The organism is Obesumbacterium proteus, assembly GCF_001586165.1.
In the GTDB taxonomy this organism is placed as follows: domain Bacteria; phylum Pseudomonadota; class Gammaproteobacteria; order Enterobacterales; family Enterobacteriaceae; genus Hafnia; species Hafnia protea.
In genome coordinates, this window is sequence record NZ_CP014608.1 from 2938176 (window position 1) to 2954794 (window position 16619).

Below are 16619 nucleotides of genomic sequence, written 5' to 3' on the forward strand. Positions count from 1 at the left end.
GTTAGTTCGCCTTTGCATTCAACTGAGCGAGAGTACGAGACATCTCGTTAAACGCGATATTCATCCCTTCATCAAAGCCCATACCCGGCTTGATCAGCATGCGCATTGGACGTGAGGCGATGGCAACGTGCACGCAGGTGCGGGCGCTAACGTCGGTTTCGTTACAGGTACCGCCCTGATACGCTTCCATGCCTTTTTTATTGCAGTAAAGAACGGCGTCGACGATGTTATGGATACTGCCCAGATCCGGCGTTTTAATCTGAACCATATGGCAGCTGCCTGCGTCGGTAAAATCGATGATGTCTTGATAGGTATTGCACCATTCGTCGGCGACGATTTTGACCTTAGAACCCAGCTTTTTGAGATGATGGGTGATCTCGGTTAACAGGCGGATCTGATCGGGTTTATTACCGGCATCAACCGGACCTTCAATGTACAGTTCCAGATCGCCCGCTTGTTCTTGCAGACTGGCGATATATTCCGCGCAGCGGATCGGATCTTTATCAAAAATCAGACCGATGGTGCCGTAAACGTCAATATGCAGGTTCGGTTTATAGTTAGGATCGACGCGTAGATCGGCAATGCGTTTTGCCAGCCAGCTCACATACTCGCGCAGCTTCTCACCGTTACGGCCCAGTTTTTCATCGACGTTGTTAATCAAGCCGTGTGGCAGCACATCGACGCCTTTCACAATCATTTTGTCGACGGCGATGTAGCGATCGTCACCGCTTTGGCCAAACAGAGGGATAGATTCAGCGATAACCGGCAGATGCCATTCGTCACAGACCACTTCGGCTTTTAAACGTCCGGTGGCTAACGCGGTTGCGTCCAGCAACGCCTGTGACAGACCGTAGCGGATCGCCGTATGCAGCTGTTTGCCTTCAATGGTGACTTCGTCGAAGAAACGGGCGTTAAGCAAAAACTCATCCACGCTGCGGCCTTCAAGCAGCGGCTTAATGTGTTTTTCCAAGAAAGGAACAAAATTCGCCGCCACAAACAGCGGATCGCGACCGCCTGCGCCAGAGTATTGCACCGCCGCGCAGTCACCCACGGCCACCGCGCCGTTTTCTAAAATTAATTGGATAGAAACGCATTCACCGGCCTGACGAATCGAGGTAAACCCTGGCGTGACCGGCTTCCCTTTATAGATAAACCCATCTAACTGAGCGCCATTTTTAATCGCCTGCTGATCGTCAAAATAGAAGGATGAATTACCAGCGGTGAAGAGTGCGTGTTTGATTTTCATTATGGTCTTCCTATTAATTTGCTATGGGATACAGCGTTAATATCATCAATGATCATTTGGAAAGAGGGCTCGCGGCCTTCTTCCTTGGCGCGTTCGGCAACAAAATCGTGGTGCAGCGTCAAGACATCACTAGGCAGCGGCACAGAACCCGGATCGAATACGCGGATTGCCCCGTTGTTGTCGCGGATCGGCAGCATTTTTCCTGAGTTACAGGTTGCTGGCGCAAACGGCACATCGAGTACACCGGCTTCAAAGGCGCGTACCGTGCCGATCGCGATGTCACCGTTGCCCAACTCCAGCACTTTGTTCATCACGGCGCGTACTTCACGCTTAATCAGCTCCACTTCGCGATCGACTTCTAGGCACGGCGGGAATTTCTGATCGCGAACCATGTTCAGCATTTGATTCGAGGCGCGTAACCCTTGACCATTGGCCTCCGCGGTTGGGATGCCATAGGCCTCGTGCGGGCTCTTAGTAATCACCTTGGTGGCACCAGCCATTCCAGCAACCGCTGCGCCCCAAGAGATAACCGCGAATGCGCGGGACTCATCTTCAGGGAAACCGCCCATCCACTGATGGAAAACGGTGCTCAGCTCATAGTTTTCATAGCCGTTAGCACGGAAATATTCATGAGACAGATCGCGCAGCGACTTAATGGCGGCAATGTCTTGCACGATATTGCCAACCTGACCGTAGCCGACGGTAATAGAGCGAACGCCTTGCTCCAGCGCGAGCAGACCTTCAATGATGGCCACCGCATGGGAAACAAACGGCGGGATCAGCGTGCCGGTCAGTGGGCCGAACGGCTCGCGGTTGATCCGAATACCGTGCTCTTCATACACGCCGATCAAGCGGTCACAGTACTGCCAATCCCGGATGGATTTTTCGAGCGTCACGCGTTTCGCATAGGGAATGTTGTAGGAAATGCCGCCGCCTTCGTAGCTGGTAAATCCGCTGGCCATGGCGATCTCGGCTAACAGGCGAGCGTCGGGCGTGCCGTGACGGATCTGTAGCGGCTTGTCGAGCGATTCGGTAATGCCGCGGCAGGCTTTTACTCCGTGGTTAACGACCGGCAGACCGTTAAGCTTCGAGGTTCCTGCTTCAATGGATTTCTGAATGCCGATGGCGGCTTCTTCATAACGATTCAGACGGGTATAGGCATCAATGGTGGTTGGCAGCAGATCGCAGTCTTTTTGCAGCGTTTTAAGCAGCGCAATATGCTCTTCAATTAACGCCACTCCCGCACGTGGCTGGCTGAGCGTAATACCTTGGCTATCGGCTTCAAACAGCGCCTTGGCGAAGTTTTTTGATTCAGGGATCGTTTGCTGATATTTGACGCAGTCCTCAAATTTCTCAACATCCTTTCCGGTATGCCAGGTTTGTAAAACACCGGCACGCTCGGTCATAAAATCGTCTAACGTAATTTTTTTGTTTCGAAGTTCCATCATGACTCCAATTTCTATTTGTTCAAAATTTGAACGCTAGTCTGAGCGGCAGCTTTAGGAAAGCGGCGAGCGACATTGGCGAGTAGCGGAAGTAAACCCTGTGTATCTCGGTAATATTCAAACTGACTTGGCAGCAGCACTTGTTTGCCGTCATCGTCCAGATCGTGATATTTCAACCAGTGGTGAATATCGAAATCATTGGCGCGTGATAGCCAGCCGCCGGTGCCGATCACTTTTCTAATCGGATTGAGATCTCGGCCCACTTGGAGGTCGACATTTCCGGCGCAGGTGCAAACCTGTACTTTTTTACCCGCGTGGCGTTCAGCGGCGTAACCCACGCAGATCCCCGCCAGCAGTTGATCAAAGACGCGTTCTTCATCGGTGCGCGGCAGATACCCTGGATGCGCCACCAGATGTTTTAGGTAGTGATGAAAGGCCGCAATTTTGCTTTCTTGATGAGAAAAATAATGCGCAATCAGCGGTGCTCCGGTTTCACCCGCCGTGATAGCCGACACGCGCATCCCCAGATCGCCCTCCACCGTGCGTTTGACGATGGGTTCAGGTAATCCATGCATCACGGTGTCTGGTGCCAGACTGTTCTGGTTAGCCGAGTAAATATCTGTCGTGGCGCCCCCCATATCGATAAGCATGAAGGTTTCCCATCCCACGACATGGCGGCGGATTTGCTCCACCAGCTCGAACACGGAGTAGGGGGTCGGCAACGGTTCTTCACCAGTTTGCTCAACAATGACGTCTAAGCCTTTTCCCTTCACAATTTTATGCAGGAAAATATCGCAAATAGCGCTGCGAGCACCCAACGGGCTCGGGTTATCCAGACTCGGCAAAACGTTATCGACGATGGTTAAATCTTTATCGCCGAGCAGATCTTGAACCTCATCTTGTAGGTCGCGATTACCCGCATAAATAATGGCGCAGTCGAGATTAGATTTGGCCAACAGCTTGGCGTTGGCTAAACCATGGGAACAGTCACCGCCGTCGGTGCCTCCGGTAAACAGCAAAATATCGGGCGGCGTGGCTTCTAAAGCGCGCAGATCCGCTTTGTTCAGGTTATAAGCAAAATGCTGCGAAACCTTTGCTCCGGCAGAATGCGCCGTGACCTTCGCCGATTCTAGCGTGATGCTGGGCACCAGACCGATGGCAGCAACGGCTAGCCCACCTTTGGCTGACGAGGAATAATCAAGTTTGATTTTTCCCGATGCCAAGAGAGGACGAGCATCATCAACGTTGAGGATTTTATTCAGAACGGTAAAAAATCCTTCAGCCAGATGGTGCGGTGTTGTTGGGGATAATGCGCAGTTCTTGACTTCAATATGGTCATTATCTCCCACCTCGAACACTGCTCCTTTCGTCCAGGTGGAGCCGATGTCGATAGAGACGTTGATCATTGCACGCCCTCTGCCACGCGCTCGTTTTGCATTACGGGCTCAATGTCTTTTCTCATCAGCGAGCAGACCAGCTCGAGATCCGTATCGGGTGCGAAGACTCGGTTAAAGCCCATGCCTTTGAACTTGGCTTCGATGTCGCAAAAATCATGTTTGCCGATAACCAAATTGCCGCCCACGTAGAGCAGAATGTCGCCGATGCCGCGCTCAATGCAGTTTTCCCGCATGCCAATGCAGTCCACTTCACCGTGCCCATAAATAGAGGAAACGACGATAGCCTGTGCGCCGGTTTCAATGGCTGCGTCAATGTATTCATCTTGGCTAACCATTACGCCGAGATTAATGACGTTGAAATCGTGCATGGTGAATACGCGATCTAATACTTTGTTACCAACAGCATGGCAATCAGCACCGATGACGCCAATAACAATTGTTGGATTTTGCATGTTAATAAGCCCTCTATTTAGATAACGGTCCATATTTAGCTTGGTGACTGGAAAGTTAATGCCATGATCAGAATCATGACTAAAACCAACCAGAGGTTATTTTTGTGACATGCTGCATATAAAGTGTTGGCGATAACGCGACGATAAAAATGTAAAAATATCGCTGAATATTTGTTCATCTCAATGTGCTTTTTGCGCTGATTAAACACAATTGATATCTCGTCAGGAGTTCTTGAAAAATAAATAACTTATTGTATGAAAATAACTTAATGTCAAAAAAATCGTTAACAAACATGTTGTTACAGTGGTTTTGTTTTTAATTAAAATAAATAAAACCCACCAGCTTGATAAATTATTCTCTAATTTGTGATCTACTTAGTGTTTATTGAAATGTGACCCTTGTCATAGTTATTGGATATTTTTATAAATTAAAAAAGAAGAGAGAGAACAATCTAAGAATAAACTCACTGCTGATGAATAAATAAATTCATCTAACATCGATGCGACGCGTTGAAATATTCACTCAGCTATACTGAGTGACAATTAGTGCGAAATGAATAACGAGTTTAAATATCATCTCAATAGTCTATTTTATCTTGTAAATAATTGAGGTGCGTTAAGGTATTATTTAGGAATCGTCGCTAATGAACGCCACCGGCAACGGTTTTTACGATATGAATTTTCGGATAGCTTTCTGCTATTTTTCGCTCCTGCAATGCACTGACGATTTTGTCGATATCATGCTTACGCCGATCGCAGAGCAGGCCAACGACGCTTCCGCTGTGGGCGACATTCAAACCATAAATCCCCCAGTGTTCGACCAGATCGCGCAGGCGGTTAAACTCGGGCTTGGGCAATAAAGCCTCACTGGCGATCGCGCTAAGGGTAGTCGCTTCACCCAGGCGGTAGTAACAGCGGCGATGGTTCGCAAGGTGAAATTGAATCAGGGCATTTTCTAAATTCTGTGCCTGATTAAGTAACAGCGACCGGCGATCTCTGCGGTGAAACTCTTCGGTGATAATGCGCTGCGGGCTTTCTAATAGCACAATATCCAGCGTGGGCAGCCACAGGAAATGCCGCTGGGTTTGCGCCGTCTGATGGTCAAAAAGCGTTAGGTTTTTAAAGATGGTGCTGTCCGTAGGCTCGATGGCCACGCAAAGCGCGGCCAGCTGTTCGGCGCTCAGCGCGTGGTTAAGCAAACGCGCGGTAGCCACTGCCGTGGCGGCAATATCCGCGGTGCTGCTGGCTAGGCCTTTGGCTACCGGAATGGTTGAGTCAAACTCAATGCGCATACTTTCGGCAAGCCGTGGGGATTCACCGAAATAGGACAACACCTGCAAAAGCATTTGTCGCATTCGCGGGCGCTCGTGTGGGCTCGGTTTCCCTTCATTCACGTAAACGGTGCTATACCAGTTGATAGGGCAGGAGATCAGCTTTTCTCCTCCCTCCATCCATCCCTGTAGCAGTTCACCACATGAGGCCGGACAGGATGCTTCAGCCATAAATCACACCTTAATGCCGATGTTTAAACGTCTTCCCTTGGCTATATCGCCTGCAGCAACAACTCTTGGCTGATATCAACCTGACTGGAAGCAAATGACAGCATTTCGCTGAGATTGACCACTTGGCCAATGACCAACAGCGCAGGCGCGTGTAGATTCTTACGCTGAATTTCATCCTTAAGCGTGGTTAAAGTGCCTTTCGCCATCTGCTGTTTCTGCTGGCTGGCATACATCACAGCCGCCGCAGGCGTATCGGGGGATTTACCCGCATCGATCAACAGCTGGCAGATCTCCTCTTGTCGGGTCATACCCATAAGCACAATCAACGTGCCTTCCAGCTGTGCCAAAGCCTGCCAATTTTGCGGTTCGTTGCCTTGGCACATATGGCCTGTCACCACGTGAAAACTGGAGGCGTAATCACGGTGCGTAACGGGAATACCCGCATAGGCTAATCCGCCAATCGCTGAGCTGATCCCCGGAATAATTTCGAAGGGGATGCCACACTGAGCGAGGCTCTCGGCTTCCTCGCCGCCGCGACCAAATACATACGGATCACCCCCTTTGAGGCGAACAACGTTTTTTCCCATTAAGGCATGATCAATGAGGATTTGATTAATGTTCTCTTGAGGAACCGGATGATTGTTAGGTTTTTTCCCAACGTTAATAATTTGACAATTTGGTGCAGCCTGCGCAATCAGATCAAGATTAACGAGACGATCGTGAACAATAACCTGAGCCTCTCGAATAGCAATTAATCCTTTAACTGTGATGAGCGATGCATCTCCTGGTCCAGCGCCAACTAGTAAAACTTTTCCTTTCCTCATTAGGCAAACCTTTATGGCTAAAACTTATGACTGAAGTTTTGGGTAATGAAAATAACCACGCTATATATAATTATATAAATTCTCATGGGTCTTTCAGATGCGACGCTATTATTAATGACTCGGAAAAATATATGTTTGACGCCGCTCGCAATATTTAATCATTTTACGGAATGATCTCTTTATATTATTTGATGTTCTCGCAGTTTGTTTATATCTCATTGAAGTTTATAGCTAATTTATTTAGGTTTCATTTAATTTTTGAATTCTTATGAGTAAAGTAATTACTTTGAAAATGAGGTATTTAAATCTGCAATGTTCTTGGCTATGTTTTTGTTTTATAAATTTTGATTTTTTGTGTTGATTAATGAACTTTAATTATTATTAAGATGCTGGTCACAAAAAAAACGAATTGCTATGTTTGGTAATATGAAAGTGTGTATTTTAACTATCGAGAGTTTGATAACGATGAATATGCAGTAAATTCTGTTTCTAATATATTGCGCTGTAAAATTACTAGCGTATGGTCGCGTATTTTTTAAATACGACCACGGTTGTCATCTTTTATTTACATCGTCAATCGAATACGTGCGTTTTTGCGCAATAAACCGAGCGCGTAAACCCAAAATTTTGCAGCTAATTTTTCGAAATCAAATGTGAGAAACACAAAGCCTATAAATGAGCCAGTGGTGTTTGTTCACCGTGATAAGCCGAGGGTATTCAATGATGGAGTGGCATAAGCGAAAAAACGTGCGCAAGGGTTACACCACCGGGTCATGCGCAACGGCGGCGGCACGCATCGCAGCTTTAATGATCCTGCGCCAGCAGATTATTGAACAGATTTCGCTTACCACCTCGGCTGGCATCACGCTGTTTTTACCGGTCGAGCACCCGCTGATCGAAGGACAGCAGGCCACCGCGGCCATATGCACCAACGGTGGTAATGATATTGATGCCACTCACAACATGCTGATCTATGCACGAGTCAGTTTGAACAACAGCGGTGTTATTACGATTGACGGCGGTGAAGGGATTGGACGCATCACTCGCGCAGGGTTAGGGCTACATGTAGGAACCGCCGCCATGCATAAAACATCGCGCCAAGCGATTGAATCAGCGGTTCGTGACGTTATTGGCTCTGCTCGCGGTGCCGATGTTGTCATTTTTGCTCCAGAAGGAGAAAAACGCGCGTGCAAAACCTACAACGCACGTTTGGGGATCGAAGGTGGAATTTCCATTATCGGCACGCGTGATAGCGTTAATCCGATGTCGGCGGAGAGCTGGAAACGCGCCTTGGCGATTGAGCTGGAAACAAAGCGAACGCTGGGCTTAGAGCAAATCATTTTAGCTCCCGGCAACAGTTTAACGCTGAGCAGCGATGAAGAACGCTTGGTTGAAGAAAACCTGAGCATCAGTGCAGATCACGCGGCGGCGATGAGCAACTTTGTTGGCTACATGCTGCAAGAGTGCGTGCGGCTCGGCTTTCGTCATGTGGTTCTGGTCGGCGATGCAGGAAAACTGGTCAAAATTGCCGCCGGTATTTTTCATACCCATAGCCACGTTGCGGATTGCCAACGGGAAGTGCTGATTGCCAATCTGGCATTGCTCGGTGCGCCGTTTGAAATGCTGTATGCGGTGGAGCAGTGCACCACTACAGAGACCGCTATCGACCTGATTATTGAGCGTGGCTGGCAATCCGTTTTTGAATTAATAGCCAAAAAAATCTGTCAGCGCATCAATGAGATGTTGCGGTTTTCCCATAACCGGCCGGTATGCGACGCCGTCTTATTTTCCTTGGATAACCATTTTCTCGGCGCCAATCGCCCCATCAATGACATTTTGGCGGACTTCACTCGGCTTTCCCCATCAGGTGTTACGGCATGAGATCACACGAGGAGTGGTGTTGATGAAAGACGAATTATTTAAGCGCGAGTGCGGTGTGCCAATGACAAAAGAGGCGGTGAGATTACTCGCCTTAGAAAGGTTGGCTCTGGATAAGGCTCAGCGCTTTGTTGATGTGGGCGCGGGAACCGGCAGCATCAGTTTAGAAGCCGCGCTGCGTTACCCCGATCTCGACGTCATCGCCATTGAACGTAACGTGGATGCACTCGATCTGATTGCGAATAACAGCCAACGCTTTGGCTGCGGCAATCTGCGCATTTTGGCTGGTACTGCGCCCATGGCATTAAACGAGAGGGTTGATGCCGTTTTCATTGGCGGCAGCGGCGGAATGCTGCGAGAGCTGATTGACTGGGCGCTGGAGCGGTTAACGCCGGATGGCCGTTTAGTGATGAGCTTCATTTTATTAGAAAACCTCTCCCAGACCCTCGCGTATTTGCAGCAGTGCTCGGTCGTAGACCTTGATTGCTGTGAGATCCAGGTGAATACGCTCACGCCGCTGGGGCAGGGCCACTATTTCAAACCGAATAATTTCTCTTACCTCATTTCTTGCCGCAAGGAGAAGGGCTGTGCCTGAACGTTTTGATACCCAAAAAGTGTGGTTTGTTGGTGCCGGACCCGGTGATAAATCGCTGATAACTCTAAAAGGCTACCGACTTTTGCAACAGGCTCAGGTGGTGATTTATGCCGGTTCTCTGATCAATACCGAACTGTTGGAATATTGCCCAGCAGACGCACAATGCCACGACAGCGCGGGGCTCACCTTAGAACAGATAACCCAGCTGATGCTGGCGGGCGTTAACGACGGAAAACTGGTGGTTCGTTTACAGACCGGCGATCTCTCTTTGTACGGCTCCATTCGCGAACAGGGAGAAGTGCTCAGTCAACACGGTGTCGGCTTTGTCTCAGTGCCGGGCGTCAGCTCATTCTTGGGCGCAGCCGCTCAGCTTGGCGTGGAATATACCGTTCCTGAGATCGCACAAAGCCTGATTATCACGCGCATCGAAGGGCGCACACCGATGCCGCCGAAAGAAACGTTACAGGCCTTTGCGCGTCATCAAACGTCGATGGCCATTTTCCTGTCCGTGCAAAACATCAGCGGGGTGGTGAGCCAGCTGTTTGCCGGAGGTTATCCCCTTGATACGCCGGTGGCGGTGGTCTACAAAGCCACTTGGCCAGACAGCCAAACCGTGCGCGGCACGCTGGCCGATATCTCAGAGAAGGTGACTCACGCAGGGATTGGCAAAACGGCGCTCATATTGGTCGGCGCTTTTCTCGGTGACCAGTTCCACTATTCAAAACTCTACGACGCCGATTTCAGCCACGAATATCGTCAGGCTTAACAGCATGATCCCCATGATGACAGGAGTAACAACCGCATGTTGAGCGTAATAGGGATAGGCCCCGGCAGCGAAGCCATGATGACCCAAGAGGCCATCGCCGCCTTGCAAGAGGCCGATATCGTGGTGGGGTACAAAACCTACACCCATTTAGTCAAAAAATGGACTGCCGACAAAGAGGTGATCAAAACCGGCATGTGCAAAGAGATCGAACGCTGCCAGATAGCCATCGATCTTGCCGAGCAGGGAAAAAATGTTGCCATGGTATGCAGCGGTGATGCCGGTATTTACGGCATGGCGGGGTTGATTTTGGAACTGGTCAGCAAGCAACGCCGCAATGTCCAAGTGCGCGTGGTTTCCGGCATCACGGCCAGCATTGCCAGTGCGGCGCTGCTCGGAGCACCGTTGATGCATGATTTTTGTCACATCAGCCTCAGTGATTTGCTGACGCCGTGGACGGTGATTGAGAAACGCATTATCGCCGCAGCGCAGGCCGATTTTGTCATCTGTTTCTATAACCCACGCAGTCGCGGACGTGAGGGGCATCTTGCCAAGGCTTTTGAGCTGATGACGCCTTGGAAAGCGGAAACTACGCCGGTGGGAGTTGTTAAGGCGGCAGGACGGAAAAAACAGGAAAAGTGGGTCACCACCTTTAGCCAAATGGATTTCTCACAGGTGGATATGACCAGTCTGGTGATCGTTGGCAATCAATCAACCTATCTGAGTGATGGTTTGATGATTACGCCACGCGGGTACGTGATTTAGCGCGATACGGGCTGTGACGAAAATGAGTAACCACCTGCTAATCAAGGACATTTTCCATGAAACCAATATCTGTGGTGTGGTATCGCTGCGCCGAAACATATCAGCACCCAATCGCACACCCACACCTGCGAGCGTCGCTGAGCAACAGCTGTGCGGCGGTGGCGTTATGAGCGGCAAGCTATACGCCATCGGCGTTGGACCCGGCGCCAGCGATCTGATCACCGTTCGCGGCGCACGAACGTTGGCACAGCTCGATGTGCTTTACACCCCGGCAGGGAAAGCCGATGCGCAGAGTTTAGCGCACCGCATCGTTGCCGAGTACCTCTCCCCAAACACCGAAATACGCACCTATCACTTCTTGATGAAGGCTGAACAGGCGCGAAAAGAAGCCGTTTGGGATCGGGTGGCAGACGCCATGCAACGCGAAGTGGCGCAGGGCAAACAGGTTGGTTTCATCACGCTGGGCGACGCCATGCTGTTTAGTACTTGGGTATCACTGCTGGCGCGCATCGGCCATCAACCGTGGCTGGAAATTATTCCCGGTGTGACGTCCTTCGCCGCGATTGCCGCCAGCAGCGCGATGCCGCTGGCGATGGAAAATCAAACGCTGACCGTGCTGTCGTGCACGTCGCCAGAAAGCGAGCTGGAACAGGCTTTACGCACCCATGACTGCGCGGTGCTGATGAAGGTGTATGGGCGTTTCGCAACGATACGTTCTTTACTCGGGCGAATGGGGTTACTCGACCACGCCATCATGATGTCTGATGCCACGTTGCCCACCCAGCAGTGCTGGTATCACCTTGATGAGTGCGACAGACAGCTCGAACTGCCTTATTTTTCAACCATTTTAGTGAATAAAAATTGGAATGCTTCGAGGTAAGTCATGCAAAAGAGCTTAGAGAAATTTTCACTCACCGGCTTTGTCATTGCGGTGTTGTTGATTCTAGCGCCTCAAGAGGCGTTTGCGATGCACATCATGGAAGGCTTTCTACCGCCGATGTGGGCCATCGGCTGGTGGCTGATCTTCCTGCCATTTTTAGGCGCTGGAATTGTTCGGCTACGCCATATTGTGCAGCAAGACAGTAACCAAAAGGTCCTGTTGGCGTTGTGCTGCGCCTTCATCTTTGTGCTGTCGGCGCTAAAAATTCCGTCGGTCACGGGAAGCTGCTCGCATCCAACCGGCGTTGCGCTGGCTGTCATCCTGTTTGGCCCGTCGGTGGTTGCCGTGATGGGCGCCATTGTTCTGCTGTTCCAAGCGCTGATGCTGGCACACGGCGGAGTCACCACGCTGGGCGCAAACGCCATGTCGATGGCGGTGATTGGTCCGATGGTGGGATATCTCATCTGGCGAATTTCGTGCAAGGCAGGGCTGCGTAAAGACGTCGGGGTTTTCCTCTGTGCCTTCTTTGCCGATCTGGTGACCTACGCGGTGACCTCAGTACAGCTCGGCGTCGCGTTCCCCGATCCACAGCTGGGTATGACAGCGGCCATCGTGAAATTTATGGGGATCTTCTGCCTCACGCAGATACCAATTGCCATCGCAGAAGGCCTGTTAACCGTTCTTATCTATGACCAGTTGGTGAAAAGACGTTTAGTCCACGCATGGAGTTTCTCACAATGAAAAGAACATACATCTTAATCGCGTTGGTGATTGCGCTCTTTGTTATGCCTTTTTTTATCGACCACGGTGGGGAATATGGCGGTTCAGACGATCAGGCCGAAGCGCAAATCTTACAGATTGCTCCGCACTATCAGCCTTGGTTTGAGTCGATTTACGAACCCGCCAGCGGCGAGATCGAAAGCCTGCTTTTCACCTTACAAGGGTGTCTGGGGACGGCGGTGATCTTCTACGTCTTGGGCTATTACCGTCGTGGCCGCAACGAAAATGCTGAATCTTGAAACGCTGAGCTATCAAAGCCGCTGGTGTCATAAAGATCCGCGCATCAAGTTCGCGATGTACGTGGTGTTTATGACGCTAGCGATGGTTTTACCACCGTTAGGGCAATTTGCTGTGCTGTGTGGGCTCACCATTCTGACCTGCTATTTATTGCATATCAGCGTGCTCCGCTACCTCAAGTGGCTGCTGATCCCGATTGGATTTCTGAGCGTTGGCGTACTCGCCATTGTGCTCACGGGCACGCAACGCCCAGAAACGCTGCTGTGGGGATATCCCATCGCAGGTTACTGGTGGGGAATCGATGCCTTAGGCATACAGACCGCTAACCAAACGTTCTGGCGCAGCCTCGCATCATTGGCCGCCACCTTTTGGTTCATGCTGAACATGCCGTTTGAACAGCTCATTAAGCTGCTGAAGTTTTGTCGCGTACCGCATCTGCTGATCGAGCAAATACTGCTGACGTGGCGATTCATTTTCATCTTTGTTGAAGAGGCGGTGGCAATCCACAACGCGCAGGCGCTGCGCTTTGGCTACTGTTCGCTGGGGAACAGCTATCGCTCGTTAGCCATGCTGGTTTCGATGCTGTTTTCTCGCGTGCTGAGCCGCTACCAGCAAATGTCTGTGGCGCTTGAGCTCAAGCTTTATCAGGGTGATTTTCATCTATGAGTATGCAAACGGGCACCAAACCAAACATCGACGGCGGATTAGCCACGCGCACGCTGTGTTTTAGCTATCAAGATAAGCCGGTTTTAAAGCACCTGACGTTAGATTTCAGCCACTTCAACGTTACCGGCATTATCGGCGCGAACGGCAGTGGAAAATCAACGCTGTTTATGAATCTCTCGGGTATCTATCAGCCCCAAGAGGGCGAGGTGTGGTGGGACGATGAACCGTTGGTCTACAGCAAAAAAGGTCTGCGGGCGCTGCGCCAAAGCGTGGTGACGGTATTTCAAGATCCCGACCAGCAGATTTTTTACAGCGATGTCGAAAATGATATCGCCTTCAGCCTGCGTAACCTGGGGATTGAAGAGGCGGAGATTAAGCGCCGTACCGACTGGGCTTTGCGCTTGGTTGATGCCCAACATTTCCGTCACACGCCGGTGCAGTGCTTGAGCTTCGGCCAGAAAAAAAGGGTGGCGATTGCCGGTGCGCTGGTTATGCAATCCGACTATCTGTTACTGGATGAGCCGACTGCCGGACTCGATCCGTCGGGGCGACGCAAGATGCTGGCGATCATTGAGCAGATCGTGGCGCAAGGCAAACGCATCATTATTTCGAGTCACGATATCGATCTTATCTACCAAATCTGCGACGGACTGTATCTGTTGTCGAATGGCGAAGTGCTGAGTTCGGGGTCACCGCAGGAGGTTTTAGTGAATAAAACGCTGCTGGAAAGTGCCGGTTTAGAACAGCCTTGGCTGGTGAAACTGCACTGTGAGGCGGGTTTGCCGCTGTGCAAAACTGAACAGGAAATGATCGCGGTGCTGCGGCACTGGAAGGGGAAAGAAGAATGAGCATTTCGTTAATGGTTCAAGGCACCGCCTCTGACGTAGGAAAGAGCGTTTTAGTCGCCGGATTTTGCCGTATTTTTATGCAGGATGGTTATCGCTGTAAGCCTTTCAAATCACAGAATATGGCGTTGAACTCAGGGATCACCGCGCAGGGCGATGAAATGGGGCGAGCGCAGATTTTTCAGGCGCAGGCGGCGGGCGTTGCGCCCGATGTGCGCATGAATCCGGTGCTGCTCAAGCCGACGAGCGATCGCAAAGCGCAGGTCATTGTGATGGGAAAAGTGGCCTGCCATATGGATGCCGCGGAATACCATCACTATAAACCTCAGCTACAACAGCAGGTTAAAACCGTCTATCAACAGCTGGCGAGTGAATCCGACATCATGGTGCTGGAAGGTGCGGGTAGCCCTGCAGAGATTAATCTGCGCGATCGAGACATCGTGAATATGGGCATGGCTGAGGCCGCTGGCGCGCCGGTATTGCTGGTGGCGGATATCGATCGCGGCGGGGTATTTGCTTCTATCTATGGCACCTTAGCGTTGCTCAAACCCGAGGAAAGGGCGCGGATCATTGGCGTCATCATCAACAAATTTCGCGGTGATATTGCGCTGTTGCGGCCTGGAATCAAGCAGATTGAAGCGCTGACTCAGGTTCCGGTTCTGGGCGTTCTGCCGTGGCTATCGCTGGATCTGGAAGATGAAGACGGAGTGGCGCTACAGGTCGGAAAATATTCCTCCGCCAAAGCAGCCGATCTGGACGTGGTGGTGATTCAGTTTCCACATATCGCCAACTTCACCGATTTTAATCCGCTCTCGGTGCAGCCGGATGTGCGTCTGCGCTACGCCGTCGATCCGCAGGAAATTATGGGCGCGGATCTGATTATCTTGCCGGGCAGTAAAAATACGCTCGGCGATCTTAGCTGGCTAAGAGCACGCAGGCTGGATCGTGCGATTACAAAAGCCCACGGCGCAGGCGCCGCAATCATGGGGATCTGTGGCGGTTATCAAATGCTGGGTAATCAGATCTTCGATGAAGTGGAGTCCGGCCTAAGTCACATGTGCGGATTAGGCTTGCTGGATGTGGATACCTGTTTTGAACCGAGTAAAAAAACTGCGCAGGTGGCGGGCGTTTCAGGCTCACACCTCAACGGCCTGTTAGCTCAGTGCTGTGACCAACCTCTGACGGGTTACGAAATCCATATGGGGGTTTCTACTCTGGGTGAAAATGCCCGTCCGTTTGCGCATATGCAGGTTAAGAATGGCCAAGCGGAAGCGTGGTTCGACGGCGCGCTAAACCACGATGGCAGCGTAGCGGGCAGCTATTTGCATGGCTTGTTTGATCAAAATCGGTTCACCCGATCTTTACTCAATCAACTGAGGCAGAAAAAAGGTCTGGAGCCGCTAGACGATAAAAACTTCGACTATTCGCGCCATAAAGAAACGCAGTTTGACGCGCTGGCTTCCAACATGCGCGTGCATTTGGATATCGACCGTATCTACGCCTTGATGCGCCAGCATCAGGAACCACAGCGATGAGGCCGATTCACGGGAGCTATATCCAATGACGCTGACGATGTTCTGGGCCACGGTGCAATTTATTACCCGCCTGCCGGTACCAAGTCGCTGGGCCGAGGGGGCTGATTTTCAGCAATACGGGCGTGGTGTTCCTGCATTTCCTATCGTGGGGTTGATGGTGGGGATGCTGGCCGCTGGGGTTTCACTGGCTATTAGCCAGTCAGGCGGAGGGATTTTTATTGGCGCGTTGGGCTACGTGTTTGCGTTGACGCCGCTGACCGGTGGTTTTCATCTGGATGGATTAGCCGATACCTGCGACGGCATTTTCTCTGCCCGCCAGCGCGAGCGGATGCTGGAAATTATGCGAGATAGCCGCCTTGGCACCTACGGTGGCCTCGCCCTGATTTTCTGCGTGGTCACGAAAACGCTGGCGGTGGTGTCGCTTTCCCATTTGTCTCCATGGCTGTTATTTGGCTTTTTAAGCTGCGCCTGCGTGGCGGGGCGAACCGCGATGGTGCTGGTGATGTATGGACAGCGCTACGCCCGCCAAGGTGACGGCATGGGCAACATCTATATCGGTAAAATATCGCGTTTTGAGGCGGCGACGACGTTAGTCATCGGCTGCTTGCTGGTGGGGATGTTGGGCGGTCGTCAGGCGCTGGCGGCGCTGGTCATCACTTTCGCGGCTATTTATGCGCTGGCGCGTTATTTCCGCCATCACCTCGGCGGGCAAACCGGAGACACGCTGGGCGCGGCAGAAGAGATGGGCGAAATGATTTTCCTTTTAGCACTGCTTTGGGTTTAGCACCACCACAACACCGGATAATAAC

17 protein-coding genes are annotated in these 16619 nt (G+C 51.1%); 11 read left to right on the top strand and 6 right to left on the bottom strand.

The features are described 5' to 3' along the window. Position 1: 1 nt before the first annotated feature. From DSM2777_RS13860 to cobA, 6 genes are all read right to left on the bottom strand, one after another. A complete protein-coding gene (locus tag DSM2777_RS13860) occupies positions 2–1246 on the bottom strand; it encodes a methylaspartate ammonia-lyase (protein WP_061554256.1) in 1245 nt (414 codons plus the stop codon). Beyond that, entirely contained in the window at positions 1246–2691 is a 1446-nt protein-coding gene (locus tag DSM2777_RS13865; protein ID WP_046457931.1) for a methylaspartate mutase subunit E, read from the bottom strand. The genes DSM2777_RS13860 and DSM2777_RS13865 overlap by 1 nt, the downstream gene beginning before the upstream one ends. Before the next feature lie 14 nt (positions 2692–2705). After that, a complete protein-coding gene (gene glmL, locus DSM2777_RS13870; RefSeq protein WP_061554257.1) occupies positions 2706–4097 on the bottom strand; it encodes a methylaspartate mutase accessory protein GlmL in 1392 nt (463 codons plus the stop codon). Then, positions 4094–4540, bottom strand: coding sequence for a methylaspartate mutase subunit S (gene glmS, locus DSM2777_RS13875; protein WP_046360770.1), 447 nt, complete (start codon positions 4538–4540; stop codon positions 4094–4096). Before glmS ends, glmL begins: the two co-directional genes overlap by 4 nt. A 641-nt stretch (positions 4541–5181) precedes the next feature. Continuing rightward, positions 5182–6042, bottom strand: a complete 861-nt coding sequence (locus tag DSM2777_RS13880) for a GHMP family kinase ATP-binding protein (RefSeq protein WP_061554258.1) — start codon at positions 6040–6042, stop codon at positions 5182–5184. A gap of 41 nt (positions 6043–6083) precedes the next feature. Continuing rightward, on the bottom strand, positions 6084–6866 hold the full coding sequence (gene cobA, locus DSM2777_RS13885; protein ID WP_061554259.1) for a uroporphyrinogen-III C-methyltransferase: 783 nt from the start codon (positions 6864–6866) through the stop codon (positions 6084–6086). Positions 6867–7586: 720 nt separating this feature from the next. On the opposite strand from cobA, the gene cbiD reads away from it, so the two are divergent. From cbiD to cobS, 11 genes are all read left to right on the top strand, one after another. Then, a complete protein-coding gene (gene cbiD, locus DSM2777_RS13890; protein ID WP_237087779.1) occupies positions 7587–8747 on the top strand; it encodes a cobalt-precorrin-5B (C(1))-methyltransferase CbiD in 1161 nt (386 codons plus the stop codon). A 22-nt stretch (positions 8748–8769) separates the two neighbouring features. Beyond that, positions 8770–9339, top strand: coding sequence for a decarboxylating cobalt-precorrin-6B (C(15))-methyltransferase (locus DSM2777_RS13895; RefSeq protein ID WP_046457926.1), 570 nt, complete (start codon positions 8770–8772; stop codon positions 9337–9339). After that, positions 9332–10105 carry a cobalt-precorrin-4 methyltransferase gene (locus DSM2777_RS13900; RefSeq protein WP_061554261.1) on the top strand — a complete coding sequence of 258 codons (774 nt, stop codon included), beginning with the start codon at positions 9332–9334 and terminating at the stop codon, positions 10103–10105. The genes DSM2777_RS13895 and DSM2777_RS13900 overlap by 8 nt, the downstream gene beginning before the upstream one ends. A 36-nt stretch (positions 10106–10141) precedes the next feature. Further along, a complete protein-coding gene (locus DSM2777_RS13905; protein WP_061554262.1) occupies positions 10142–10867 on the top strand; it encodes a precorrin-3B C(17)-methyltransferase in 726 nt (241 codons plus the stop codon). Between the two features lie 166 nt (positions 10868–11033). Continuing rightward, on the top strand, positions 11034–11747 hold the full coding sequence (locus DSM2777_RS13910) for a cobalt-factor II C(20)-methyltransferase (protein ID WP_061555396.1): 714 nt from the start codon (positions 11034–11036) through the stop codon (positions 11745–11747). A 3-nt stretch (positions 11748–11750) separates the two neighbouring features. Next, a complete protein-coding gene (gene cbiM / locus DSM2777_RS13915; protein WP_046457923.1) occupies positions 11751–12488 on the top strand; it encodes a cobalt ECF transporter S component CbiM in 738 nt (245 codons plus the stop codon). Continuing rightward, a complete protein-coding gene (locus tag DSM2777_RS13920; protein WP_046457922.1) occupies positions 12485–12766 on the top strand; it encodes an energy-coupling factor ABC transporter substrate-binding protein in 282 nt (93 codons plus the stop codon). Before cbiM ends, DSM2777_RS13920 begins: the two co-directional genes overlap by 4 nt. Continuing rightward, positions 12753–13430, top strand: coding sequence for an energy-coupling factor ABC transporter transmembrane protein (locus DSM2777_RS13925; RefSeq protein WP_061554263.1), 678 nt, complete (start codon positions 12753–12755; stop codon positions 13428–13430). Before DSM2777_RS13920 ends, DSM2777_RS13925 begins: the two co-directional genes overlap by 14 nt. A 2-nt stretch (positions 13431–13432) precedes the next feature. Continuing rightward, the gene (locus DSM2777_RS13930; RefSeq protein ID WP_061555397.1) at positions 13433–14278 is read left to right on the top strand and encodes an ATP-binding cassette domain-containing protein; all 846 of its coding nucleotides are present in this window, start codon (positions 13433–13435) and stop codon (positions 14276–14278) included. Then, entirely contained in the window at positions 14275–15810 is a 1536-nt protein-coding gene (locus tag DSM2777_RS13935; RefSeq protein ID WP_061554264.1) for a cobyric acid synthase, read from the top strand. The genes DSM2777_RS13930 and DSM2777_RS13935 overlap by 4 nt, the downstream gene beginning before the upstream one ends. 25 nt (positions 15811–15835) lie before the next feature. Then, positions 15836–16594, top strand: a complete 759-nt coding sequence (gene cobS / locus DSM2777_RS13940) for an adenosylcobinamide-GDP ribazoletransferase (RefSeq protein ID WP_061554265.1) — start codon at positions 15836–15838, stop codon at positions 16592–16594. The last annotated feature ends 25 nt before the right edge of the window (positions 16595–16619 follow it).